Consider the following 23,147-nt stretch of genomic DNA (forward strand, 5'->3'; position numbering starts at 1 on the left):
CATGACGGTAGCCGATTCCCACCGCGCGGTGGAGGCGGTCTGGCGGATCGAGTCCACCCGGCTCATCGCCGCCCTGGCCCGCATGGTCCACGACCTCGGACTGGCCGAGGAGCTCGCGCAGGACGCCCTCGTGGCCGCCCTCGAAGAATGGCCGCGTAAGGGTGTGCCCGACAATCCGGGCGCCTGGCTGATGCAGAGCGCCAAGCATCGCGCCATCGACCAGCTCCGCCGCCGCGACACCTACGAGCGCAAGCTGCGGGAGGTGGGCAGGGACATGGAGCTGCGCCAGGAGAGCGCGGACATCGAACTCGACGACCCCATCGGCGACGACCTGCTGCGGCTGATCTTCACCATCTGCCATCCGGTGCTGCCCGCGGAGGGCCGGCTCGCCCTCGCTCTCCGCCTCCTGGGCGGCCTCACCACCGAGGAGATCGCGCGGGCGTTCCTCGTCCCGGAGCCGACCGTGGGCCAGCGGATCTTCCGCGCCAAGCGCACGCTCGCCGACAAGCGGGTCAGGATCGAGCTGCCGCCGCCCGACGAGCTGCCCGCGCGGCTCGCGTCCGTGCTGGAGATCATCTATCTGATCTTCAACGAGGGGTACGCGGCCACCGCGGGCGACGACTGGATCCGGCCGTCATTGTGCCAGGAGGCCATGCGCCTGGGCCGCCTGCTGGCCGGGGTCATGCCGGACGAGCCCGAGGCGCACGGCCTGCTGGCGCTCATGGAGATCCAGGCGTCGCGCATCCCCGCCAGGACCGCGCGCGACGGCTCCCCCATCCTGCTGCTCGACCAGGACCGTAGCCGCTGGGACCGCCTGCTCGTCCGCCGTGGGCTGGCCGCGCTGGGCCGGGCCGAGGAGCTGGGGACGCTGGGCCCGTACAGTCTGCAGGCCGCCATCGCCGCCTGCCACGCCCGCGCCCTGACCCCCGAGGCGACCGACTGGGAGCGGATGACCGCCCTCTACCGCCTGCTCTCCCACATCTCCCCTTCGCCGATCGTGGAGCTGAACCGCGCGGTGGCCGTCGGCATGGCCCACGGGCCCGCCCGCGGGCTGGAGATCGCCGACTCCCTCCTGGACGAGCGCGCGCTGCGCGGTTACCCGCAACTGCCCGCCGTACGCGGGGACCTGCTGGCCAGGCTGGGGCGGGCGGAGGAGGCCGCGGCGGAGTTCACACGGGCTGCCGAGCTGACCCGCAACGAACGCGAACGCGCCCTCTACCGTGCCCGCGCCACCGCCTTGAAAGATTCGGCGCCAACCGAAACCTTTCGGACAACATAGCTACAGGTAAAGCACATAGCACTGCTCGATACAGCCGCCTGTTTCCGAAATATTTCTGACGAATGTTGACATGTTTCGGCGACGTCCCCACAATGACCGGCAGGTGAAGCCCCCCGACGATCAAGGGATCAGCATGACCCGTCCAGCCCTCACCGCCGCGCTCTTAGGCGCGATCCTCGCCGTCTGCCTGACCGTCACCGCCACCGCCACCATGGCCTCCGCCCGCCGTGTCGCCGCCGACTGCAGCGCCGGATACGTCGGGCTGACCTACGACGACGGACCCAACTCCGGCAACACGGCCAACCTGCTCAACGCGCTGAAGTCGAACGGCCTGCGGGCCACGATGTTCAACATCGGCCAGAACGCCCAGAACAACCAGGCCCTGGTCAGAGCGCAGCGCGACGCGGGGATGTGGATCGGCAACCACAGCTACACCCACCCGCACCTGACCCAGCTCGGCAGCGCCCAGATCCAGTCGGAACTGCAGCGCACCCAGCAGAGCATCCAGCAGGCCACGGGCACCGCGCCCCGGCTGTTCCGGCCGCCGTACGGGGAGACCAACGCCACGCTGAAGTCGGTGGAGCAGCAGCTCGGCCTCACGGAGGTCATCTGGGACGTGGACTCGCAGGACTGGAACGGCGCCGGCACCGCGCAGATCGTCCAGGCCGCCGGCCGCCTCCAGAACGGCCAGGTCATCCTCATGCACGACCAGTACGCCACGACGCTGGCCGCCGTCCCCCAGATCGCCGCCAACCTGCGCAGCCGCAACCTGTGCGCCGGCATGATCTCCCCCAGCACCGGCCGGGCCGTCGCCCCCGACGGCGGCGGCGGCCCGACGACCCCGCCGCCCGGCGGCGGCTCCTGCACGGCCACGATCACCCAGGGCCAGCAGTGGAGCGACCGCTTCAACCTCTCGGTCACGCTCTCGGGCTCGACGTCCTGGATCGCCACCGTCACCCTGACCCCGCCGCAGAAGGTCCTCGCCACCTGGAACGGCACCCCGTCATGGGACTCCGGCGGCAACGTGATGACGATGCGCCCGAACGGCAGCGGCAACACCTTCGGCCTCACGATCCAGCACAACGGCACCTGGACCTGGCCGTCGGTCTCCTGCCGGACGAGCTGACGCCAGGCGGGTGTGGCGCGGCCCCGCGCGGCCGCGCCACACCCCGGGGTCAGCCGGTGTGCGGCGGCCTGCGTAAAGAAGTCTGAGCGCTCAGACCGGGTCGAGGGTTCCCTGGGGGAACAGGCCGTCGAACACGGCGGCCCGGTCGAAGGACATCGCGCGGGCGCGGGCGCGTACCTCCATGTCCAGGCGTTCGGCGGCGGACATGTCGAGGACCACCCGGTCCACCGCGGCGGCCAGGCCGGCGGCATCGTCGGGCTCGACGATGACGGCGGTGTCGCCGACCGCCTCCAGGGTTCCGCCCGTCATGGTGGTGACGATCGGCCCGCCCCCGGCCAGCATCTTCTCGGCCAGGGCGATGCCGAACGTCTCGACGAACTCGGGCACCGGCTTGGTCGGCAGGACGTAGGCCGCGCACCCGTGCATGAGCAGCGGCTTCTCCTGGTCGTCCACGTCGGACAGGAAGACGATCCGGTCGTCGTCCGAGGCCAGCGCCCTGATCTCCGCCAGCGCGGGCCCGGTGCCGGCGACGACCAGTCTCACCCGGGACCGGCAGCGCATCCGGGCGTAGGCGTGTATCAGGTCGTGGATGCCCTTGGCGCGGGTCACGCGGGACAGGAACAGGATGTACCCGTCGCGCTCCAGGCCGCGGCGCGCGAGCGCGGCGTCCACGTCGGCCGGGTCCAGGTCGACGAAGGCGGCGGAGTCGATCGGCGGGTAGCTGACGGTCACGCGGCGGCGGCACTGCTCGGCGAACGTGGTGCCGCAGTAAACGTCCACCTGCTCGGCCGAGGCGACGATCTCCTGCCGGGTGTACTCGGAGACCGCGACGACCTCGTCATTGGCCAGGAACGTGGTGAACAGCACGGTCGCCGCCCCGAACCTGCCCTCGCGCAGGCACGAGCGGATCACGTTGGTCACGTCGGAGCCGACCGCCTTGGCCACGGTGCGCACGTCGGGCGCGTACCCGGCGGCGCGCGCGGCCGCGACCGCGTCCATCACCACGGAGGCGTGCGGGGCGAGGTACATGGACAGGCAGGTCGTGGGTAGCGGCTCGGCGAGCAATTCGACCAGGCGCCCGGTGAGTCCGGCCTGGTGGCGGCCGTCCGGCACCCGGTAGTCGCCGACGGCCTCCGGCCGTTCCACGGTGATGCCGGCGCTGTAGGGCAGCAGCCGGTCCAGCGGCTTGAGCGGCAACCCGGCCGCCTGAAGTGCGGAAATCGGCCAGGTCAGCAGCCGTACGTCGGAGAACCCGCGGTTCAGCGCCACCTCGGCGAGGTTGCGGGCCTCGCCGGCGTGCCCGCAGATGACCGGGTCTGCCCTGACCACGATGACGAGACGGCGACGGGGGTGGGTCATCGCGCTACCTCCGAGCTCGTGCCTGGATCGGAAAGGGACGGCGGGCGGATGCCCCGCCCCCACGCCGACGGCTCGGGCCCCAGCCGCAGGTGCAGCAGGCCGCCGCGGTGCACGGTGTCGGCGCTCAGGTGCGTCGCGTGCAGGGGCTCGCCGTTGAGGCTGGCCTCCTGCACGTACTGCGGCGGCGGGTCGTGATCGAGGCCCTCTACCCCGATCGGCGTCTCGCGGTGCCCGCTGGTCTCGATGACGAACTCGTTGCCGCCGGCCCGGAGCACGGCCCTGGAGAACGCGGGCGCGTTGATCAGGAACAGGTTCTGGCCGGCGATGGGGAACAGGCCCAGGGACGCCCAGACGTACCAGGAGCTCAGGCCGCCGGAGTCGTCGTTACCCGGCAGCCCGCCGGGCCCGGTGCCGAACTGCCAGGTCAGCGCCGCCTGGACGATCTGCGCGGTACGGTCGGGCCGGCCCGCGTAGTGGTAGGCCCACGGCGCCTCCATGTCCGGCTCGTTGTTCAGTCCCTCGAACCGGTTGAGCGCGTACCCGGCCATCATCTCCGCCGGCTGCGGGCGCCGCCCCGGCTGCCGCACCGGCGCGGCGCCGAAGCCGAAGAACTGGTCGAGCTTGTCGACGAACGCCTTGTCGCCGCCGGCCAGGGCGATGCGCGCGGCCATGTCGTGCAGCAGCCGGAAGGAGTAGTTCCACTTGCCGCCCTCGTAGAACTCCGAGTCGCGCAGCAGCCCGGTGTCGGGGTCGAAGGCGTTGCGCCACTGGTGGCCGCGCTCCTCCAGGTCGTCGGCCAGGCTGCGGTCGTTCAGCGCGCGGGCGACCTGCGCGGTGCAGTGGTGGGCGTAGGCGAGGTCGAGGGTGTGGGTGATCGGGTGCACCACGCCGTTCTCGAAGAAGTCCTCGCCGTACATGCGGCGCAGGTCGCCGACCATGTGCACGAGCGCCCAGTTCCAGTCCAGGCCCGCCCGGCCGAGCGCGTGGGCGTCCGCCAGCGCGGTGTGCACGAGCGCGCTGGCCTGGCGGAAGAACCGGTCGGCGCCGCGCGCCATCCGGTAGCCGATGGGGAAGTTGCCCTCCTCCTCGCACACCCGGATCAGCGACTCCAGCAGGTCCTCGGCCCGGTCGGGGACGATGGCGGCGAGCAGCGGGAGCTGGGTCTTGTAGATGTCCCACATGGTGCACACGTCGAACGCGAACGGCCCAGGCGTCGGCCAGAACGGGCTCTCGTCGTCGCCGAAGCACGGTTTGACCAGCGAGTGGTAGAGCGCCGTCGCCAGCACGGTACGGCGGGCCGGCGTGCCGCCCTCGACCTCGACCCGGTCGAGGTGCTCGCCCCAGCGCACCCGGGTGCGGGCACGCACCGCGTCGAACGCCGGCCGCCCGCTCCCGCACTCGCGCTCCAGGTTCTGCCGCGCCTGGTCGCACCCGCGCAGCGAGAACCCGAGCCGCACCTCGACGGCCTGCCCCGGCTCGGTCGGGCCCATGAAGAGCATGCCGAAGGGGCGCAGCGTGGTGTGCCGGATGCTGTCGAAGTCGAGGCGGGTGCCGCCGTCGATGAGCCGCCGGTCGTACCAGAGCATCTGCCGCCAGCCGGGGCTGTCCACCTCCACGTAGACCGACAGCGGGACGCCCTCCATCACCACCGTGCCCTGGGCGCGGCCGTGGCCCATGCTCTCGACCTGCGCCCGCACCGGGACCGTACGGCCGAGCTCGATGCCCAGGCCGCCGCAGGACAGGTCCACCACGACCCGCGCGTTGTTGTGCTCGGGGAAGGTGTAGCGATGCACGGCGACCTTGGCGCCCACGGTGAGCTCGCAGCGCACCCCGGTGTCCAGGGTGGCCGCGTAGTAGCCCGCCTGCGCCACCTCCTCGCCCAGCGGCCAGGACTCGCCCAGCGCGTCGAGCGGCTGCACCATCGGGGTGACCCGGACGTAGTTGTAGTACTTGCGGATCGCGCCGGTGCCGGACTGCTGGAAGTGGGTGAACCCGGAGGCCTGCAGCCGGTCGAACATCTCCTCGGGCACGCCCTCGGTGTTCTTGGTGTACCGCCCGTATCCGGTGGGGTACGCGCCGGAGTAGGCGCAGGCCGACACCATGCCCAGCGGCGAGGTGGCACCCGGGTGGGTGTTGCCCACCTGTGGTTTCGGCCACCACCAAGTGGCGGCGAGACCGCGCGCGGGAGGCAGGTCCGTCGCCGCCGTGCCGATGAAGGGATCAACGGAGTGCAGGATGGGGGGAATCTACCCAGCGCGGGCCCGCCTTAGGTTTCGGCCAGGTGAATTCCGTCAGCGGGCGAGCCGCCCCAGCAGCGCCGAGGCCGCCGTGATGCCGATGGCGGCGGCCACGAGCAGGACCGCGAAGTCCAGCGGCAGATTGGCGGGGATGCCGAGCAGCAGGCCGCGCAGGGCGTCCACCTCGTAGCTGAGCGGGTTGATCGCGCTGATGACATGCAGCCAGTCGGGCATGGAGGTGGTCGGGTAGAGGGCGTTGGAGGCGAAGAACAGCGGCATGGTGATGGCCTGGCCGATGCCCATCAGCCGGTCGCGGGTGCGGACGATGCCGGCGATCGTCACCGACAGGCAGGAGAAGAACGCCGAGCCGAGCAGCACGGCCACGAGCACGCCGAGCAGGTTCAGCGGGTTCCAGGTCATGCTGACGCCCAGCAGCGCGGCGATGACCACCACGACCACGGCCTGGATGATCGCCTTCACCCCGGCCGCGAACGCCTTGCCGGTGACCAGGGCGGCGCGCGGGGTCGGCGTGACCAGGAGCTTGGTCAGGACGCCCGAGTCGCGTTCCCAGATGATGTGGATGCCGTAGAAGATCGCGATGAACATCGTGGACTGGGCGATGATCCCGGGTGCCAGGTAGTCCCGGTAGGGGATGCCGCCGGTCGGGATCACGTTGATGCGGGTGAACGTCTCACCGAAGATCAGCAGCCACAGGGCGGGCTGGATCGCGCGGGTGTACAGCTCGGTGCGGTCGTGGCGCAGCTTCTGCAACTCCACCACGCACATCGCGACGACCCTGGCGGGGACCAGCCGCCAGGCCGGCCGGACGGGCGGCGGGACGAGCAGCAGACTCCCGTCAGCCGACGCGGGATGCGGTGTTGCGGGTGCGACGGACATCGCGGAACTCCCCTCCTTCATCGAGGCCACTGCCGGCGACGTCGCGGAAGACGTCCTCCAGCGTCGGTGACGAGCCGTCGCCGCGCCGGGCGCGCAGGTCGTCGGTGAGGTCGTCAGGCGTGCCGAGCGCGCGCACCTGTCCCTGGTGCATGAGCGCGACGCGGTCGCAGTACTGGTCGGCCTCGTCCATGTAGTGCGTGGTGACCAGGACGGTCATGCCGCTGGCCGCGCGCACCGCCATGATGTGCTCCCACACGCTGGTACGGGCGATAGGGTCGAGCCCGATCGTGGGCTCGTCGAGTATCAGCAGGCGGGGTGCGCTGACCAGCGCCTGGGCCAGTTCGAGCCGGCGGACCATGCCGCCGGAGAAGGTGCTCGCCATCCGGTCGGCGGCCTCGGCGAGCCCGACGGCCTCCAGCGCCTGCCCGACGCGGGCGGCGCGCTCACGCCGGGGCACGTCGAAGACGCGGGCGAACAGCGCGACGTTCTCGCGGCCGGTCAGGCTCGCGTCCGCGGACAACTGCTGCGGCACGTAGCCGAGCAGGCGGCGTACCGCCATCCGGTCGGCGGCCACGTCGTGCCCGAAGACCCGGACCATGCCGGACGGGACCGGCAGCAGCGTGGTCACGCAGCGGATCGCGGTCGTCTTGCCCGCGCCGTTGGGCCCGAGCAGGCCGAACACCTCCCCGGATGCCACCGTCAGATCGAGCCCGTCAACGGCCGTGGCAGCGCCGAAGGAGTACCGCAGCCCTGTGCAGGCCACCGCGTCGCCCTCATCCGTCATACCGCCGTCACCTCCTCCTGTAGATCGTCGGCGAGCCTGCGCAGCGCCGGCATCGCGGCGGTCAGCGCCGCCCTGTCGTCGTCGCTGAGCCGCTCCATGTGCTCACGTACGAGCGCCACGCGGCGCTCCTTCCACGCCCGCAGTCGCGCCTCGGCCTCGGGGGTGGCCAGCAGCCGGGCAGAACGCCGGTCGTCGCTGCGCGTCTCGCGCCGCAGCAGCCCGGCCGCCGCGAGCTGGTTGACCACCGTGGACACCGAGTTGCCCGCCAGATAGAGCTCCTTGGCCGCGGCCGAGACGCTGATGCCGGGGTTGGCGGCGACCAGCCGCAACAACTCGATCTGGGCGCCGCGCAGCAGCGGCCCGGGCATCTCCCTGCGCAGCCTTCGCCGGACCAGCCGGGTGAACCCGGTCATGACCCCGGCGAAGGCTTCGGACAGCTCCTCAACACTCATGTCCGGAATATTAGCTCTGCTAACGAGGTAATGGGAAATGTCGCCCGTATCCCGACGATGTGAGCGTGGCGTTCACGTGACTGTCACCTGAAGCTCGTTGTGATCGTTCCCGGCTGTCCCTACCTTGGTCATCGGTCTTCGCGAAGGCAGGGATCATCTATGTCTATGTCTCGACGTACCGTGCTGGGCGGGCTCGCGGCGGTCGGCGCGGTCGGGGGTGTGGCGCCCGCGGCCTGGGCGGGCGGCCACGGCGCCGGACGGCCGGCCAGGCATGTCGTCCTGGTGGACTGGGACGGCTTCGATCCGCGTTACCTGGGCCGCGTGCCGACCCCCAATCTGGACCGGCTGGCGGCCCGGGGCGTCCTCGCGACCGCCGAGGCGACGTTTCACACGATCTCCAACCCCTGCCGCGCGTCCATGAGCACCGGCGCCCATCCGGAGGTGCACGGCAACGTCGCCTACGTGTACGACCCGGTGAGCGGCAGGGCGCAGGGGCAGAGCCGGTTCCTGGCCGCCGAGACCATCGCCGGGTCCCTGGCCGCCGAGGGGCGCACCGTCGCCTCCGTGCAGTGGTACATGGTCCAGGACCACGGCGTACGCTTCGGCGACCCGGAGCATCTCTACGTTCAGCCGGGCCAGGGGTTCGGGCAGCGGGTGGACGTGGCGATCGACATCCTCAACCTGCGGCCGGTGGACTCGAACGGGCAGCTGGTGACCGTCCCCGGGATTCCCGATCTGCTCGCCGTCTACAGCTCCGACCTCGACGGGGCGGGCCACGACGAGGGACCGGACAGTCCGGCCATCGCCTCGCTGCTGGCCGACCACGACCATCACCTCGGCCGGCTGGTGCAGGCCACCAAAGAGGTCGGGATTTTTCAGGACACGGCGTTCCTGCTCACCAGCGATCACGGCATGACGGCCTGGAACCGTACCCTGCTCCCCCACGTCGTCGAAGCCATCGAAGCCGTCGGCCACAGCGTCGAGGTCGTCCCCTCAGGCGCCTCTCCCGCACCCGGCACCGAGGTCGTCATCGTGCCCAACTCGGTCCGGGTGGGCGACATCACCCTTCGTGGCGGCGCGTCCGATCCGCGCGCCCGGATCAGGATCAAGGCGGCGCTCCGCCGGCTGCCGCAGATCGGCCGTGTGCTCGACGACCGCGCGCTGCGTGCCCTGCACGCGAGCGACAAGCTCGGCGACCTGGTGGCAGAGGCGCGGCCACCCTGGGGCTTCGCCCTGGCCGAGCCGCCGGCCGGCCAGTGGCGCGGGGGTCACGGCAGCCTGAGCGAGATCAAGGTCCCCCTGCTGCTGTCCGGCGCGGGGATCCGTCCGGGAGCCCGCCTCCACCGCCCCCGCCTGATCGACATCGCCCCGACCATCGCCGCGCTGCTCGGAACCCGCCCCCCAGCGCAGGCCCAAGGACGGAACCTGACCTAGGTGTGCGACCACTCGCCGAGCACACCGTAGTCGGCGTCGGTGAGACCATGACGGGGATCGACACGATGGAGCAGGGCACGCCCTCCGTGGTGTGCGGACACCCAGCCTCGATCGACGTCGGTGATCTCGTCGTCCACCCAGATGAACGAACGCCCGGCCGCCCAGCCGACGAGGGCACGGGTCTTCCAGTGCATCCCGTCGCGCTCGTCCCGCTCATCGGCCTCGGACGGCTCCGGCCACGTCACGACGGGCAACGGCGGCAGGCCCAGCCGTGGCGCGACGCACTCGTTCGCGTCGTCCATCCAGGTCGTCGCCCAGACGAGGTCGCAGCGCAGCGCCGTCAGGCGGGGCCCGTGCGCGGGGTCGATCCTGGCCAGGAGCGGGTTCGCGGCGTCGTCGCGAAAGGTCGGGTACGGCCGGGTGCCGCCGAAGGGGATGAGTGGTCCGTCGACGTCGAGGAAGAGCAGCGGACGCTGTACGGTCACGCCTGCTGAGGTTATCCGGTGGTCGTGAAGGCCCGCACCACCGGCGATCCGCCGAAGGCCCGGGCGATGTCCAGCACTCTTCTGACCTCGTGGGAGACGTGAGCCGAGTCCGCGGTGCCCGACGCCGTGGCCGGTGGCGTGTCCAATGACCCGGCACCAGGGATCTTGATGGTGAGAGCCCTTCGCAGCAGGCAGGCCTCGACGGTGGCGCGCAGCCGCGGACCGGTCAGGCCGGAGCGCAGGCAGAAAGCGTTCGCCTCTTCGACCGTCTCAGGGCCCAGGCGAGAACGCAGAGCGACTATCCCATCGTTGATCTCGACCACCCTGCGGAGCAGCAGGAATCTGAGCCCGCTGGCGGCGGCCAGCAGGTCGATGAGGATGGATCTCGGGGGCTCGAGCGCGATGCCCGGCACCGCCCGGCACAGTTTCGCCCACAGGGGATACAGGCGGGCACAGGCGATGTAGTCATCGAGCCAGGCGACGATGGCCGAGATCTTCGCTCCCCATGACGGAGCCGTGCAGCCGAGCGAGGCGAGCACCGCACCAGAGAAGATCATCAGCCGCGCCACCGGTTCCCAGGCGTCCACGGCGACGCCGAGCCGCGCACCGACGATGTCGATGCCCCTGACGCCCGAGTAGACCAGCCCCAGCGCCGAAGCAACGGCCATCATGTACAGCCCGACTCCCAGCCATCGGCTCACGTCGGTACGGGCGTAATGCCAGCACAGGACGGTGTTACGCACCTGCAGGCCGCCGAAAACGAGGATGTACACCGTCAGGTGATCGGCGACCTGCGGCCGTCCCGCGTACTGGACGACGAAGTCCGTCGGAGCCTCGGGCAGGGGCGGGATCCTCAGGAAGAGGCCCGTCATCACGACCAGGATGAGCGCCCCGGCGGCGAGATGCCACCTGATGATCCTTCCAGGCTCCTCCCGCTTGTCCTCGGAGCAGTGCAGCAGCCGCACCATCAGATGGATGGAGATCGCGAAGCCCAGAGCCGAGCACTGCGAGAGGAGGCCGCACAGGTTGGGCACGTGCAGCCATGCATCCACCCGGGTCCAGACGGGCGGAATGGCGATGGTCATGGTCATCGCCAGGAATACCAGCGCGGCGCAGAGCGCGATCAGCTCACGGTCGCGGACGCCCCTGGCCAGATGCCGAATCTTGGTGAACGCGACGGTCCACGCGAGCATCGCGCACGGCACGTACAACATCGCGTTCACGCCTCACCTCGAACGGCGACCGAGCGCCCGCTCGAGCCGGGCGCCGAGCCCGGGGACCTTGGGCGCCGGGACGGGGTCGTTTCCCCAGTGCGCTCTGCGCAGGATCAGCGACGCGATGTACTCCGCCTCGAGCTCCTGCTGATTGTGGTAGCTCACCCTCCCCAGGACCCGCCGGACCATGTCCGTGTCCAGCGACGGGAACAGGCGACGGAGGAGTTCCTCCCTCTCGACGGGGCTCTCCGTGTGCCCTCGGAGTAAGTGGGCCAGCTCGTGGAGGATGATGTGCTCCTGGTGCAGGGGCGTGGTGTGCTCTTGGTACCAGATGGTGTCGCAGTCGTCCCCCGCCTGCGTCATACCACTCATCTCGCCCGACGAGGTGGGAAGGGCCTTCAGGACGATCGGCCGTCCTCGATCGGCGCCGACGAGCTCACACAATCTCCGCACGCTGAAAGGAACAGGCAACGGCAGTTGCTGGACGAGTTCCTCACACTCACGTCGTATCCGCTTGCGACACACGTCCCGCCTCGCACTCCTGAGGGCAGAGTAGCTACCTACTGCCCGTGGGCTCCGGCCCGGAGTCGCTGCCGGGCAGTTTTTCGAGCTTCCGCATCCGATCGACCACTTCTCCGATCGTGGCGAGGCTCTCCGCCGACAACCCCGCTACCCGCAGCGCCATGTCCTTCACGCGAGTGTCCTTCAGCGCGTTCAGGAGGCTGAGCTGGGCGTCCACCTCGGAGGCGATCTCCTCGTCGAGGAAGTACGCCGGTGGCACGCCGAAGAAACGCGCCAGAGCCTCGATATGTTTGATCGTCGGGTTTTCGCGCTCTCCCTTGCGCAGGTACCAAATGTAGGTGCCCGAGATGGTGGGCCCGCCCTGCGACCGGATCGCCGAAGCCACCTCCTCGTTGCTGTACGGGCCTCGGTCCGGGGGATGCATGGTGTCGAACAATCGATCGAGTTTATCGGCGAGCGTCGCCGGTTGCTGCGGTGTCTTGTCCGTCATGCCAGCCTCCGAACAGGCTGTGGCAACTCCTGTGAAGACTCTAACATGACGCCTCTGATCTGAGTTGACAACAGGGCTATGAGAATCCAATCTGATCCATAACAAGAGTGAATAAATTTCAGCCCAAGATTAACACCAGTTAAGATTGCCTGCTGGTGTGTCGGTCACCTGAGAGGACTCACGACCGATGCGCACCATTCTCTCTATCGCTGCCACCACCCTGCCCGGAGCAGGCGCAATGGGGTGGGAAGACTACATCGTCCCCGTGACGAGCGGGATCCTCGTCACCATCATCCTCGGCTCCCTGCGCATGGCCTGGACCCGGCGCCGCCGCGTGCCCCTGGCCCTTTCCCGGCGGGTCCGCCGCAAGACCTACCTCGGCGCGGTGTTGTCGGAGTCCGCGAAGGACACCCAGCGGCTCGATGTCGTCTCTCCCCGGCTGGCGCCGGCCGCCGAGAGCCCCACGATCGCGAAGATCCGGGCCGAGTGGAAGCGGATCAACGAACGCTGCGGCGTACGAGTGGTCATCTTCGAGTCGGACGACAGCATCCGGGGTGGTGTCGAACTGCTCAACGAGGGCATCGCCGTCCGCCTGGCTCAGCGCGTGTTCGGTATGGAGCACCTCAGTTTCCACCGGTTCGAGCGAGAGCCCGCCACGGCGTCGACCGCGATCGTCAATCACCGCAACGGCAGAAACGATCATCCGGTCATCCTGGACGGCATCGGCACCCAGGCGCTGAGCGACTTCGAGAGCCTCTGGGGGGCCGCACAGCCGCTGGAGGCGTTCATCGCGAAGAAGATCTGCGACACCATCACCGCTCTCGAAGACCCGGAGGCGGTACGCGAGGCGCTGAAAAAGATCGAGCGGCAACTGGACATCAACCTGCGGGACGGCATCACCGTGCTGCCGCACCTGGCCTTCGGCAACAGTTGCCGGGTCGTGTTCATCCTGGGCCTGCCGGGCGCGGGCAAGTCCCACGTACGGCGCGCGCTGACGGCGCGGCTCGCCACGATGGGCATCGAGACCGAGCAGTTGTCCGACTACAGCTTCATCTATGGCGATTTCCTGCGCGCGCTGGTCGAACTGGAACCCGCTCGCGGCACCGGGTTCAAGGCCCACCCCGGCGGCGCCTTCGAGGTGAGCGACATCGAGGCCCTCGCGCCCGGGCTGCAGGCGCTGGCCAAGGCCGTTCGCGTCGCCGCGAAGGAGGGGAAGGCCGTCGTCATCGAGTTCGCCAGGCCCGACCTTCTGTCGGCACTGCGGGAATTCGACGATCTCAGGCACATGAGCAGGGTCATCTACGTTGACGCGCCCGCCCCGTTGCGGGCCGAGCGGCGCAACCGCCGCATCGAACGGCCCGGGGTGATCGTCACCGACCAGACCGTCTGCTTCAAGCTCACCGACAACCATCTGCTTCCGCCCGACGCGAACGAGGCCATATACGCGGTGGACAACATCAAGGACCTCGAATCCGACTCCTACTGGGGCCGCCGGGTGTTCCGGATCAACAACGACGTGGACGACGGCGGCGCGAAGATCGACGCGAGGATCGACGAGTTCGTCAAGAGCATCGTCGACCGGTACCGAGTCCCGTAGGCGAGCCCGTTACGCGAACGTTACGGCCGAGCCCGCGCCGCTTTCTCGCCCACAACCTCCTGACCTGCTGTTTCGGCCGCCACGGCGGTCGCCGGCTATTTCTTCCGGGTTATTGACGAAATTTGCGCGTCTTCGGCAGACTCTCCGCATGCGGCACACGGGCCGATACAGGAGGACATGACATGACTGGTTCCGAGAACGGCTTGCCGGTAGACCGGCGGTCCCTGCTCGCCGGGGCGGCCGGTGTCTTAGGAGCGGCGGCGCTGCCCGCGACCGCCGCGCAGGCGGCGTCGAAGCGCTACCCGCCGAACTGGCCCGACCCCGAGCCCTACGGCCTCGCCGACACCCGGCTCGACCTGTGGCCGCGTGACGACAACTCCTTCGTGCTCCCGCTTGAGCAGCGCCCCCGCGACACCGAGTTCGGGCGCGTCTGGATGCGGGACACCTACGTCAATTGCTTCGTCGTCAAGGGCCGTCCGATCTATGTCGCCACCGGCACCACCCGCTCGCCCGAGCTCAAAGGCGCAGGCCCGTGGAACGACGGGATCTTCGTGTGGGTGGCCCCGTCGTTGCGGGGGCCGTGGCGGCTGGCCGACACCACCAAGTTCCGGCCCGACGCCGAGAAGGGCAAGGTCTGGTCGCCCGAGTTCGTCGGCGAGAACCAGCCGGGGCGCACGGTCGTGGCTCCGTGGCAGGAGTACTGGACAGACGAGCAGTTCGGCAAGCGCGGCAACGCCTGGGCGCCCGAAGTGCACTATTACCGCGGCAAGTGGTACATCGTGGCGTGCATGGGCGACCACTCCCAGAAGGTCGGCTCGTTCATGCTGGTGAGCGACGGCGGGGTCGAGGGGCCGTACCGGCTCGTGGAGGGCAACCTCGACAAGCCCTTCGGCGACTCCTTCATCGGCGGGCCCGCCTTCATCAAGCCCGGCGCGTACCACCACATCGACGGCAGCCTCTACACCGAGGGCCGCGACGCGTGGCTGGTGTTGCACAACCACCTGTACGCGAAGTTCCGGGACGACATGGAGGACATCGTCCCGACGACGAACCTGCCGAAGTTCCAGCAGACGCCGTACACGCCGGAGCCGTACCTCGAAGGCTCCTACGTCTTCAAGCACGAGGGCAGGTACTACCTCCTGCACGCCGCCTGGGACCGGTCGTCGGCCAACGCCGACGGCAGCACGCGCTACGCCTACGACACGCCCGCCACGGGCCGCGTGCAGTACCAGTACGACGCGGTCGTCGCCGTCTCCGACCACTTCGAGGGACCGTACTCCGAGCGCTGGACCCTGGGCGTCGGGGCCGGTCACAACAACATCTTCAAGGACCACGGCGGCCGGTTGTGGGCGACGTTCTTCCGCAACCCCGCCTTCGGTCACTGGGCCGACCCCTCGCGTGTCGGCGAGTCCGCCGTCCCCGGTGTGGTGCGGCTGGAATGGACCGGCCCTCGGGGCGACCGCCTCTATGTGCAGCGTCGCGACCACGGGCAATCGAAGGACGATTGAGCCAATGGTTACGCTAGGTGCATGACCGCTCACGATGAACCCGTCGCCGGACGTACGCCGTACGCGGCGGCGCGGGCGGCGATGTTCGGCGAGCTGATCTCCGCGAGCCACACGTCGACGCTGGAGCAGATACCCGGCCTGGTGTGCGAGCACGCCGGCCGGGTGGGGCTGCGCGATGTGGTGATCTACCTGGCGGATCTGCAACAGGAGGTGCTCTCCCCGCTCGTCACCTGCCCGGAGCCGGCCGGCGCCCGCGAGAGCGGGGAGATCGGCATCGAGGGCACGGTGGCGGGACGGGCGTTCCAGCACGGGAAGATCCTGCCGGCCACGGTCCGCGACCCGGAGCAGTGGTGGGTGCCGCTGGTGGACGGCACCGACCGGCTGGGCGTCCTGCGGATCACCATCTCAGGCGCGGACGCCGACACGCTGCTGGACATGGAACGCCTGTCCGGGCTGGTGGCCCTGCTGGTGGTCTCCAAGCGCTCCCTGAGCGACACCTACTCCAGGCTGGTGCGGCGCAGGCGGATGAGCGTCTCGGCCGAGATGGAGTGGCGGCTCATGCCGCAGCGCACGTTCGCCACCGACCGGCTCGTGATCAGCGCGGTCATGGAGCCCGCGTACGACATCAGCGGCGACGTGTACGACTACGCCCTGGAGGCCCGCACCGCGGCTCTGGCCATATTCGACGCGATGGGACACGACACCGCCGCCGGCCTGACCGCCAACCTCGCCCTGACGACCCTGCGCAACAGCCGCCACGAGGACAGAGGGCTCGCCGAGACGGCGGCGAGGATAGACGAGGCGCTCACGGGCCAGTTCGGCGGCGAACGGTTCGCCACCGGCATCCTGGCCACGCTCGACATCCGCAGCGGCGAGCTGGCCTGGGTCAACTGCGGCCACCTTCAGCCGGTCATCCTGCGCAGGCGCGCCACCATCGAGCTCGAATGCCCGCCCGGCGCGCCCCCGGGCACCGACCTGCACCTGCCGATCACGGTCTGCCACGCCCAGCTGCAACCCGGAGACCGGCTCCTGCTCTACACCGACGGCATCACCGAGGCACGCAACCGCCACGGCGAGGAGTTCGGCATGGAACGCTTCACCGACTTCCTCATCCGGCACCAGGCCGACGAACTCCCGGTCCCCGAGACGTTGCGCCGCCTGATCCACCACCACCTCGACTACCACGAACACCGGCTGCGCGACGACGCCACCGTGCTGCTCGTCGAATGGCCCGGCACCCCCTACTCCCGGGCCGAGACCGAAGCCCTGACCGGCATCCCCGCCGACCCCACCCCTGGTGGCCTGGGCCGTTAAAGTGCACTCATCCCCTGCGAGCCGACCTCGTCGAGGGCCTGCTCGGCGGCCGGGTGGCCCATTTCCCGGAATACTCGCACGACAACATTCCACCAATTCTGTAAATAAAGTATCGGCCTTTCTCATTGATCACTCACTGATCAGGAACGGCGGCCTACAGCTATAAGCTTCCGCCATTCCTGGTTGGTGTCGTCCTGTCCACCGGCGGCAGGCGACGCCGCTCTCCTGGCGGGGGGCGCGCGAACGGCACCACCTGCGCGTACACCCGACATCACGGATGCATAGGGCAGGTGGGGATGACGACGGTGGGAGAACCGGATCGGGTCGCTCCCGACGGGGAGCGGGAGTGGCCCACCGGGGCCGCACGGTGGTACCGGCGGGATCCGCTGGGGTTCGTCGAGCACGCGGCCCGCGAGCGGGGCCCTGTGTTCCGGCTGCCCGACGACGGGTCGTTGTGCGTGGCCGATCCGGTCGAGGCCCTGCGGGTGCTGCACGACGACGAGGGCCACTACGACGAGGTGTCCGACTTCTTCCACGTCCCCGGCGGCCGGCTGGAGCCACGGGAGGCGCAGGTCGCGATCGGGCGGGCGGCCCGTACGACGTTACGCGCCCACCTGGCCGCGCACCGCGACCTGTTGCCCGCCGTCGTGGCGGAGTTGGGCGAGGTCAGCGAGTGGCCCTCGGCCGGGCGCGCCGCCACGCACCGGTTCCTGGCCGGGGCGCTGCTGCGCCAGGACAGCCCGCCCGCCCTGCTGGAGCTGATGGCGCAGGTGGTACGGCACGAGGTCCTCATCCGCCCCAGCGGCCGGCTGGCACGCGTGACGCGACGGGCGTTGTGGGCCCGCGTGGTGCGAACGGTCGCCGCAGAGGTGCTCGCCCGGCGAGCAGGGCCGCCGTCAGGCCCGGCCGGTGACCTGCTGGAAGCCGTGGACGGGGCCACCCCGCCCGGCACGCCCGCCGCGCAGGTCGCCCACGTGTACCTGCAGTTGTTCCGCACCTCGGTGGCTCCGGTGGGCCATGTGGTCGCCTGGGCGCTGCTCTCGGCCGCGAACCACGCCGTCGATCTGGCGGCCGTTCCGGCGGAGTCGGCCGTACGGGAGTCGCTGCGCCTGTGGCCGGTGGCGTGGCTGCTGGGCCGTCCGGTGGCCCGCGCCCACGAGGTCGGCGGCGTACGGATGGAGCCGGGGGAAAGCGTGTCGGTCTGCTCCTACCTGCTGCACCGCGACGAACGGCACTGGCCGCAGGCCACCAGGTTCCGGCCCGGCCGGTGGGACGACGGTGGCCCCCGCGGGCCGTACCTGCCCTTCGGCGGCGGCCCGTTCACCTGCGCCGGCGCCTCCGTCGCGCACACCCTGGCCACTGACCTGCTCACCGCCCTGACCGACGGCGCCCGGCTGGAGGTGCGCGGCGGCCACGGGCACCCGCACGTCGCGGGCATCATCACCCCTCCCGCGTTCCAGCTTCGACGGACCCTGACCACCACCACGGGAAGGAGGTGAACTCCAATGAGGAAACTGCTGCGTCGGGTTACCGGCCGCCGGGTCAACCGGCAGGCGTGGTTCATCTGGTAGGTCCGTAAGCCGCGCCGGACCCGAACCGGTCCGGTGCGGCACCCCCCGCACGGGAGGCGCGCATGTCGCATGTGGATGAGACGCTGGCGGCGTACGAGACCATCGCCGCCCGCTACGACGAGCTGAACGGGCAGATGGACACCGCCAAGCTGGTGGACCGCTTCGTGGAGGCGGCGGACCGGTACGGATCGGGCGGGCGCCGGCTGCTGGACGCCGGCTGCGGGACCGGCCGCAGCAGCACGGCCTTTCGCGATCGCGGATACGAGGTGACCGGCTACGACCTGTCCCCGGCGATGGTGGCGATGGCCCGGCGCAGGCCCGGGGCCGAGGAGATCCGGTTCCGGGTGGGCCGGCTGCAGAGCCCCCCGCCGGGACTGGCCGGTTTCGACGTGGTCGCCTGCGTGGACGTGCCGATGACGTACCTGACCGACATGGAGCAGCTGGAGCGGTCGCTGGCGGCCGCGCGCGACCAGCTCGCCGAGGACGGGGTGCTGGTCTTCGACCTGAACACCATCGGCTACTACCGGCGCACGTTCGGCGTCCCGGCGGTGGCCGATCGGGGGGACCGGTACGCGGCGTGGTTCGCGGTGTCCCCGCGGATCGAGGCGGACGCGGTCGTGGTCACGCAGTTCGACCTGTTCGAACGGGCCGTCACGGGCTGGGAGCGGACGTCGATGCGGCACGTGCAGCGGCACCACTCCGACCGTACGGTGCGGCGCGCGGCTGAGCGGTCCGGCCTGCGCGTCGTGGCCGCCCACGGCCTGGTGGGGACGTCGCTACGGGAGCAGGCCGACGAGGAGGATCACGACCGGGTCCTGTACGTGGTCCGGCGAACTTAGGGACTTGCAATCCTAAGTTAGCATGCTAATTTAATGGGTGTGGAACGCAACCTGGCCCACAGCCTGCATGTGCTCGTCGCCCGGCTGGACCGGGCGGCCGACCAGATCCTGCGGGCCGAGCACAACGTCTCCTACAGCCGTTTCCTCGCGCTGACCCTGGTCGGCAAGCTCGGGGCCTCGACGCAACGGGCCCTCGCCGACGGGCTCGGCGTGACCGAGCCGTCCGCGAGCCGCACGACCGGCGTCCTGGCCGCCGCGGGCCTGCTCGACGTCCAGCCCGACCCGGCCGGCGGACACCGCCGCCGGCTGAGCCTCACGGCCGAGGGCGAGAACCTCGTGGCCGCGGGCCAGAGGACGCTCGACGGGCGGCTGGCCGCTCTCCTCGCACACAGTGGCGTGCCGTACGCCGAATACGCCGCGCACACCGAACGCCTCCTGGCGACCCTCGATCACCCCGAAGGGAAGACGGCCCCATGATCCTCCAGACCGCGCCGCACACCGTGCGCTCCGCCGATGGCACCCCGATCGCGATTCAGACGCTGGGCACCGGACCGGGCCTCATCGTGCTGGGCGGCGCCATGCGCACCGCCGAGGACTATTTGCCGTTCGCCTCCGTGCTGGCCGGCTCCTTCACGGTGCACGTCGTCGACAGGCGCGGGCGCGGTGCCAGCGGTCCTCAGGGGCCCGGCTACGACCTGGGCAAGGAGGTGGAGGACTTACGCGCCGTCCAGGCGGAGACCGGGGCCAGACTTGCGTTCGGCCACAGCTACGGCGGGCTCGTCATCCTGGAGACCGCCCGGTCGTCGCGGTCGTTCGACCGGATCGCGGTCTACGAACCCGGCGTGCCCACCGGCCCCGTACCCACGGGGTGGATGGGCCCGTACCGGGAACGGCTGGCCGCCGACGATCCCTACGGCGCGTTCGTGCACTTCCTCCGGGGATCGGACGGCGTGCCGGCCTTCCTCGCCAAGATGCCGTTCTGGTACCTGCGCGCGGTGCTGCGCATCGGCTTCCGTGGTCGTGCCTGGCAGCGCATGCGGCCCCTGCTTCCGGCCAATGTGGCCGAGCACGAGCAGCTCGCCGCCCAGGAGGGCCGCCTCGCCGAGTTCGCCGCCGTCACCGCTCCCGTGCTCCTGCTGTGCGGCGGACGTACCCCGGGCATGGCCAGGGACCGGCCCTTCGACGCCCTCCGCGACACCCTCGCCGACGCCACCCTCCAGACGCTGGACGGTCTCGACCACATCGGCTGGACGAACGGGAAGTCCGCCGCGGTCGTGGCCCGGCACGTTCAGGCGTTCCTCCTCTGAAGGTCAGCCAGACCGCGCCAGCCGAAGGCGACGCTGCCCGTCAGGAGCACCACCCCGGACAGAACCCCGCTGACCAACGGCACCCAGCCCACGGCGGTGGTCGAGGCCAGGACGAGACCGGCGACGCCCAGCAGGGTGAGGACCACACCGGGCACGGCGATGCCCCATTCCTTCCAGATCGGTCCCAGCGCGATGAAGTGCGCACCGACCACCAGCGCCACCCAGGCGACGTTGCTCTCCACAGGACGTTCCCATGCCGTCAGCACCTGGATCCCGCCGAAGAGCAGGATCGCCTCGGCGGCGACGACGATCACGTATCCGCGGCCGAACATGCTCCGCCCCGCCCCCTCGGCGGAACGCCCCTTCCGTGCGGAGATCAGCCACATGACGAACACCCCGGCGGCCGCCAGGCAGGCGGCCGCTCTCAGAAGACCCACGGCGACGGGGTTCAGCGGGCCCTGTGCGTTGACGATCACGAAGACCGCACCGAAGACCGCTCCGACCAGCAATCCACTCATTCGCTGCATGTCACCCATTGAAATCGGCACCGCACGACCCGCGCAGTGGGGCCAGGACGAGCACAGGGTAGGCCTGGCACTACCTCGCGGCGCCGCGCAGATAGGCGAGCACGGCCAGCACCCGCCGGTTGACCTCATCGGTCGCGGGCAGGTCGAGCTTGGCGAACACACTGGCCACGTGCTTGCCGACCGCCGCCTCCGTGATCGACAACGCCCTGGCCACGGCGCCGTTGGAGCACCCTTCTGCGATCAGCCCGAGCACCTCCCGCTCGCGCGCGGTCAGCCGCTGCACCGGCTCGGCGATGTCCCTGGCCCTGCTCCACGTCTGCTCGAACAGGTCGATGAGCGTGGTGATCAGGCTCGGCTGCCTGATCATCAGCGCGCCCGGGGTGTAGGCGACAGGCGTGATCCGGACGAACGCCACAGCGCGGTCGAACACGAGGAACTGCTGAATCGGCGCATCGACGACACGATGCAGGTCGCCCGAAGCGTGCAGCTCCTTGATCCGCGCCTCTTTGCGCGGATCGTCCAGCATGCTCGCGTGCACGATCGTGCGCATCGTCACGCCGCGCCGCAACGCGTCCAGCACAGCGCGCCTGCTCTTCTGCTCCTCGCGCCCCTTCTCCGTCGATCCCACCGGATGCATGGCGCGCAACTCACGGGCCGAACGCACGGCCTCAGCGATCCGCTGCTGTACGACCCCATCGTCATCCAGCAGTTCGACACCGACGGGGATGCCCCGCAGTTTGTCCACCGCCTCTTCCAGCCGGTGGGTCAACCCGGCCAGCGACATGTTCTCCTCCACACGCCTGATTGTGCAGGGTCCGGTGGTCATCACCGACTGGTTGTCCCGTTGTGCAGCGCCATTGCCGGTCAACAGCAGGACGGAGATAACGGGCTGGAACCATCCATCTTCTCCGAGGAGCCAGCCATGTTGAACGTGTGGAAAACGGCCGGCGCGGCCGTCATCGTCACCGCCGCCCTGTTCGCCGTGGTGCCGTCCGCCCACAGCGCCAATCCCGTCTCACTGCCGGCCGCCACCGACGACCCCACCGCGTCATCGGAACCCACCACTGGCCCCACCGACACCGACCCCAACGACACCGGCCTCACCGACGTGGACGCCGCCGACCCGGATCCCGATGCCGATCCGCTGGGGAACTCTCTGATCGAGACCGATCTCGTCCCCGACCCCGGCACAGAGACCTCGGAAGACTCGGAGGACTCGGAAAGCCCGCCGGTCGAGAAGGCCGAGAGCGTGGGAATGTGCGACTTCACCACCGCGGCCGAGTACATCCAGTTCTCCCCCTCCGCCCGCGAGGTGTCGGGAAAGGGCTGGTGGCTGCAGGGCACCTGCACGTCCGCCACCCGCGCCGTCGTCACCATGCAACTCCAGCAGCGGGACACCGGCGGCAGGTGGGAGAACGTCGGCACGCCCGGCAAGGCGGAGGTACGCCCGGGCGGCGGCAGGGGCGACCGGGTCACCGGGCGCGCGACCTGCACGAGTTCCACGAAGACGACCTGGCGCGGCGTCGTCGACGTCGACCTGATCGGCGAGCGGGACGACCCGGGCAAGCTGCGGACGGCGGCCAGGGTCTACGCCTGCAAGTGACTCCCCAGTCCGACGGCCGGGCACCGGCCGTCGGAAGCACCGGTGCCGGTCAGGTCGCTGAGGCGTTGACGTCGTCGCTGGCGACGGTGTGGACGCCGTCGATGTCCGCCAGGGTCGCGGCCAGTTCCCCGATCGGCCCCGAGCCCTGCACGAGCACCCAGATCGACACCGTCCCGGGCTCGCGGCGGTCATCGCCCCGGTCCACGGTCAGTTCGTTGATGACGAAGCCCTTGTCGGTGCACGTGGCGAGGACCCGGCGGAGCACGCCCCGGCCGTCGAGGTAGGTGAGGTGCAGCCGCGACTGGGTGTACTTCGAGCGCGGCAGCCGGGCGGCCAACGGCGTCAGGGCGAAGACGACCAGGAAGTGACCGGCCGTCACCACGAGGGCCAGCAACCACAGGCCGGCTCCGGCCGCCATCCCGACCGCGCAGGTGAGCCATACGACCGCCGCCGTGGTCAGACCGCGCACGGCGTCCCGTCGTACGAAGATCAGGCCGCCGCCGATGAACCCGATTCCGGACACGATCTGCGCGGCCACCCGGGACGGGTCAAGGGTCACGTGATCGCCCAGGAGTCCACCGGGTAGAACGCGCCGGCGGCGT

General features: G+C 70.2%; 23 protein-coding genes. 11 read left to right on the plus strand and 12 right to left on the minus strand.

Annotated features, from left to right (window positions below):
- Position 1 precedes the first annotated feature (1 nt).
- A complete protein-coding gene (locus tag ACFPZ3_RS18565; protein WP_379515385.1) occupies positions 2-1,279 on the plus strand; it encodes an RNA polymerase sigma factor in 1,278 nt (425 codons plus the stop codon).
- Positions 1,280-1,412: 133 nt separating this feature from the next.
- On the plus strand, positions 1,413-2,405 hold the full coding sequence (locus tag ACFPZ3_RS18570; RefSeq protein ID WP_379515386.1) for a polysaccharide deacetylase family protein: 993 nt from the start codon (positions 1,413-1,415) through the stop codon (positions 2,403-2,405).
- A 90-nt stretch (positions 2,406-2,495) separates the two neighbouring features.
- Here the strand turns inward: ACFPZ3_RS18570 and ACFPZ3_RS18575 are convergent, their stop codons facing one another.
- Genes ACFPZ3_RS18575 through ACFPZ3_RS18595 form a run of 5 tightly spaced genes read right to left on the minus strand, consistent with a single transcriptional unit; the run spans position 2,496 to position 8,134 of the window.
- The gene (locus tag ACFPZ3_RS18575; RefSeq protein WP_379515387.1) at positions 2,496-3,764 is read right to left on the minus strand and encodes a glycosyltransferase; all 1,269 of its coding nucleotides are present in this window, start codon (positions 3,762-3,764) and stop codon (positions 2,496-2,498) included.
- Entirely contained in the window at positions 3,761-6,010 is a 2,250-nt protein-coding gene (locus ACFPZ3_RS18580; protein WP_379515739.1) for a GH92 family glycosyl hydrolase, read from the minus strand. Before ACFPZ3_RS18580 ends, ACFPZ3_RS18575 begins: the two co-directional genes overlap by 4 nt.
- A 45-nt stretch (positions 6,011-6,055) precedes the next feature.
- Positions 6,056-6,898, minus strand: a complete 843-nt coding sequence (locus ACFPZ3_RS18585) for an ABC transporter permease (protein WP_379515388.1) — start codon at positions 6,896-6,898, stop codon at positions 6,056-6,058.
- Positions 6,858-7,682 carry an ABC transporter ATP-binding protein gene (locus tag ACFPZ3_RS18590; RefSeq protein WP_379515389.1) on the minus strand — a complete coding sequence of 275 codons (825 nt, stop codon included), beginning with the start codon at positions 7,680-7,682 and terminating at the stop codon, positions 6,858-6,860. Before ACFPZ3_RS18590 ends, ACFPZ3_RS18585 begins: the two co-directional genes overlap by 41 nt.
- Complete coding sequence (locus tag ACFPZ3_RS18595; protein WP_379515390.1) at positions 7,679-8,134, minus strand: MarR family winged helix-turn-helix transcriptional regulator; 456 nt, start codon at positions 8,132-8,134, stop codon at positions 7,679-7,681. The genes ACFPZ3_RS18590 and ACFPZ3_RS18595 overlap by 4 nt, the downstream gene beginning before the upstream one ends.
- A 165-nt stretch (positions 8,135-8,299) precedes the next feature.
- Between ACFPZ3_RS18595 and ACFPZ3_RS18600 the strand changes: the two genes are divergently transcribed.
- The gene (locus ACFPZ3_RS18600) at positions 8,300-9,568 is read left to right on the plus strand and encodes an alkaline phosphatase family protein (RefSeq protein ID WP_379515391.1); all 1,269 of its coding nucleotides are present in this window, start codon (positions 8,300-8,302) and stop codon (positions 9,566-9,568) included.
- Here ACFPZ3_RS18600 and ACFPZ3_RS18605 read toward each other — a convergent pair.
- From ACFPZ3_RS18605 to ACFPZ3_RS18620, 4 genes are all read right to left on the minus strand, one after another.
- Positions 9,565-10,053 (minus strand): HAD domain-containing protein, encoded by a 489-nt coding sequence (locus ACFPZ3_RS18605; protein ID WP_379515392.1) that lies wholly within the window; start codon positions 10,051-10,053, stop codon positions 9,565-9,567. The two genes, ACFPZ3_RS18600 and ACFPZ3_RS18605, sit on opposite strands and share 4 nt — an antisense overlap.
- Positions 10,054-10,064: 11 nt before the next feature.
- Positions 10,065-11,267 (minus strand): MAB_1171c family putative transporter, encoded by a 1,203-nt coding sequence (locus ACFPZ3_RS18610; RefSeq protein WP_379515740.1) that lies wholly within the window; start codon positions 11,265-11,267, stop codon positions 10,065-10,067.
- A 12-nt stretch (positions 11,268-11,279) separates the two neighbouring features.
- Positions 11,280-11,630, minus strand: coding sequence for a hypothetical protein (locus ACFPZ3_RS18615; RefSeq protein ID WP_379515393.1), 351 nt, complete (start codon positions 11,628-11,630; stop codon positions 11,280-11,282).
- A 193-nt stretch (positions 11,631-11,823) separates the two neighbouring features.
- On the minus strand, positions 11,824-12,279 hold the full coding sequence (locus ACFPZ3_RS18620; protein WP_379515394.1) for a helix-turn-helix domain-containing protein: 456 nt from the start codon (positions 12,277-12,279) through the stop codon (positions 11,824-11,826).
- Between the two features lie 238 nt (positions 12,280-12,517).
- Here ACFPZ3_RS18620 and ACFPZ3_RS18625 point away from each other — a divergent pair, with 238 nt between their 5' ends.
- The 7 genes from ACFPZ3_RS18625 to ACFPZ3_RS18655 all read left to right on the plus strand — a co-directional run bounded on the left by ACFPZ3_RS18625 (position 12,518) and on the right by ACFPZ3_RS18655 (position 20,415).
- On the plus strand, positions 12,518-13,876 hold the full coding sequence (locus tag ACFPZ3_RS18625) for an ATP-binding protein (RefSeq protein ID WP_379515395.1): 1,359 nt from the start codon (positions 12,518-12,520) through the stop codon (positions 13,874-13,876).
- 182 nt (positions 13,877-14,058) lie between these two features.
- Complete coding sequence (locus ACFPZ3_RS18630; protein ID WP_379515396.1) at positions 14,059-15,384, plus strand: family 43 glycosylhydrolase; 1,326 nt, start codon at positions 14,059-14,061, stop codon at positions 15,382-15,384.
- 21 nt (positions 15,385-15,405) lie between these two features.
- Positions 15,406-16,698: a PP2C family protein-serine/threonine phosphatase gene (locus ACFPZ3_RS18635; RefSeq protein WP_379515397.1), complete on the plus strand. Its 1,293-nt coding sequence runs from the start codon at positions 15,406-15,408 to the stop codon at positions 16,696-16,698.
- Positions 16,699-17,003: 305 nt separating this feature from the next.
- Positions 17,004-18,197, plus strand: a complete 1,194-nt coding sequence (locus ACFPZ3_RS18640) for a cytochrome P450 (RefSeq protein ID WP_379515398.1) — start codon at positions 17,004-17,006, stop codon at positions 18,195-18,197.
- A gap of 134 nt (positions 18,198-18,331) precedes the next feature.
- On the plus strand, positions 18,332-19,108 hold the full coding sequence (locus ACFPZ3_RS18645) for a class I SAM-dependent DNA methyltransferase (protein WP_379515399.1): 777 nt from the start codon (positions 18,332-18,334) through the stop codon (positions 19,106-19,108).
- A gap of 39 nt (positions 19,109-19,147) precedes the next feature.
- On the plus strand, positions 19,148-19,585 hold the full coding sequence (locus ACFPZ3_RS18650) for a MarR family winged helix-turn-helix transcriptional regulator (RefSeq protein WP_379515400.1): 438 nt from the start codon (positions 19,148-19,150) through the stop codon (positions 19,583-19,585).
- Positions 19,582-20,415, plus strand: a complete 834-nt coding sequence (locus ACFPZ3_RS18655) for an alpha/beta fold hydrolase (protein ID WP_379515401.1) — start codon at positions 19,582-19,584, stop codon at positions 20,413-20,415. Before ACFPZ3_RS18650 ends, ACFPZ3_RS18655 begins: the two co-directional genes overlap by 4 nt.
- On the opposite strand, the gene ACFPZ3_RS18660 is transcribed toward ACFPZ3_RS18655, so the two are convergent.
- Both ACFPZ3_RS18660 and ACFPZ3_RS18665 read right to left on the minus strand, forming a co-directional pair.
- Positions 20,397-20,933, minus strand: coding sequence for a hypothetical protein (locus ACFPZ3_RS18660; RefSeq protein WP_379515402.1), 537 nt, complete (start codon positions 20,931-20,933; stop codon positions 20,397-20,399). The genes ACFPZ3_RS18655 and ACFPZ3_RS18660 overlap by 19 nt on opposite strands.
- A gap of 79 nt (positions 20,934-21,012) precedes the next feature.
- Positions 21,013-21,738, minus strand: coding sequence for a helix-turn-helix transcriptional regulator (locus tag ACFPZ3_RS18665; protein WP_379515403.1), 726 nt, complete (start codon positions 21,736-21,738; stop codon positions 21,013-21,015).
- A 126-nt stretch (positions 21,739-21,864) separates the two neighbouring features.
- Here ACFPZ3_RS18665 and ACFPZ3_RS18670 point away from each other — a divergent pair, with 126 nt between their 5' ends.
- Entirely contained in the window at positions 21,865-22,545 is a 681-nt protein-coding gene (locus ACFPZ3_RS18670; RefSeq protein ID WP_379515404.1) for a hypothetical protein, read from the plus strand.
- Between the two features lie 49 nt (positions 22,546-22,594).
- Here the strand turns inward: ACFPZ3_RS18670 and ACFPZ3_RS18675 are convergent.
- Positions 22,595-23,147 (minus strand): MgtC/SapB family protein (locus ACFPZ3_RS18675; protein WP_379515405.1); only part of this gene is annotated, 553 nt, incomplete at its 5' end.

Source organism: Nonomuraea insulae, from assembly GCF_042656245.1.

Excerpts from the sequence above, each read along its gene's own strand:
- ACFPZ3_RS18655 (WP_379515401.1), top strand. The coding sequence starts at position 19,582 with ATGATCCTCCAGACCGCGCCGCACACCGTGCGCTCCGCCGATGGCACC.
- ACFPZ3_RS18595 (WP_379515390.1), bottom strand. The coding sequence starts at position 8,134 with ATGAGTGTTGAGGAGCTGTCCGAAGCCTTCGCCGGGGTCATGACCGGG.
- ACFPZ3_RS18585 (WP_379515388.1), bottom strand. The coding sequence starts at position 6,898 with ATGTCCGTCGCACCCGCAACACCGCATCCCGCGTCGGCTGACGGGAGT.
- ACFPZ3_RS18575 (WP_379515387.1), bottom strand. The coding sequence starts at position 3,764 with ATGACCCACCCCCGTCGCCGTCTCGTCATCGTGGTCAGGGCAGACCCG.
- ACFPZ3_RS18570 (WP_379515386.1), top strand. The coding sequence starts at position 1,413 with ATGACCCGTCCAGCCCTCACCGCCGCGCTCTTAGGCGCGATCCTCGCC.
- ACFPZ3_RS18625 (WP_379515395.1), top strand. The coding sequence starts at position 12,518 with ATGGGGTGGGAAGACTACATCGTCCCCGTGACGAGCGGGATCCTCGTC.
- ACFPZ3_RS18620 (WP_379515394.1), bottom strand. The coding sequence starts at position 12,279 with ATGACGGACAAGACACCGCAGCAACCGGCGACGCTCGCCGATAAACTC.
- ACFPZ3_RS18670 (WP_379515404.1), top strand. The coding sequence starts at position 21,865 with ATGTTGAACGTGTGGAAAACGGCCGGCGCGGCCGTCATCGTCACCGCC.
- ACFPZ3_RS18660 (WP_379515402.1), bottom strand. The coding sequence starts at position 20,933 with ATGAGTGGATTGCTGGTCGGAGCGGTCTTCGGTGCGGTCTTCGTGATC.
- ACFPZ3_RS18600 (WP_379515391.1), top strand. The coding sequence starts at position 8,300 with ATGTCTCGACGTACCGTGCTGGGCGGGCTCGCGGCGGTCGGCGCGGTC.
- ACFPZ3_RS18635 (WP_379515397.1), top strand. The coding sequence starts at position 15,406 with ATGACCGCTCACGATGAACCCGTCGCCGGACGTACGCCGTACGCGGCG.
- ACFPZ3_RS18645 (WP_379515399.1), top strand. The coding sequence starts at position 18,332 with ATGTCGCATGTGGATGAGACGCTGGCGGCGTACGAGACCATCGCCGCC.
- ACFPZ3_RS18590 (WP_379515389.1), bottom strand. The coding sequence starts at position 7,682 with ATGACGGATGAGGGCGACGCGGTGGCCTGCACAGGGCTGCGGTACTCC.
- ACFPZ3_RS18565 (WP_379515385.1), top strand. The coding sequence starts at position 2 with ATGACGGTAGCCGATTCCCACCGCGCGGTGGAGGCGGTCTGGCGGATC.
- ACFPZ3_RS18630 (WP_379515396.1), top strand. The coding sequence starts at position 14,059 with ATGACTGGTTCCGAGAACGGCTTGCCGGTAGACCGGCGGTCCCTGCTC.
- ACFPZ3_RS18610 (WP_379515740.1), bottom strand. The coding sequence starts at position 11,267 with ATGTTGTACGTGCCGTGCGCGATGCTCGCGTGGACCGTCGCGTTCACC.
- ACFPZ3_RS18615 (WP_379515393.1), bottom strand. The coding sequence starts at position 11,630 with ATGACGCAGGCGGGGGACGACTGCGACACCATCTGGTACCAAGAGCAC.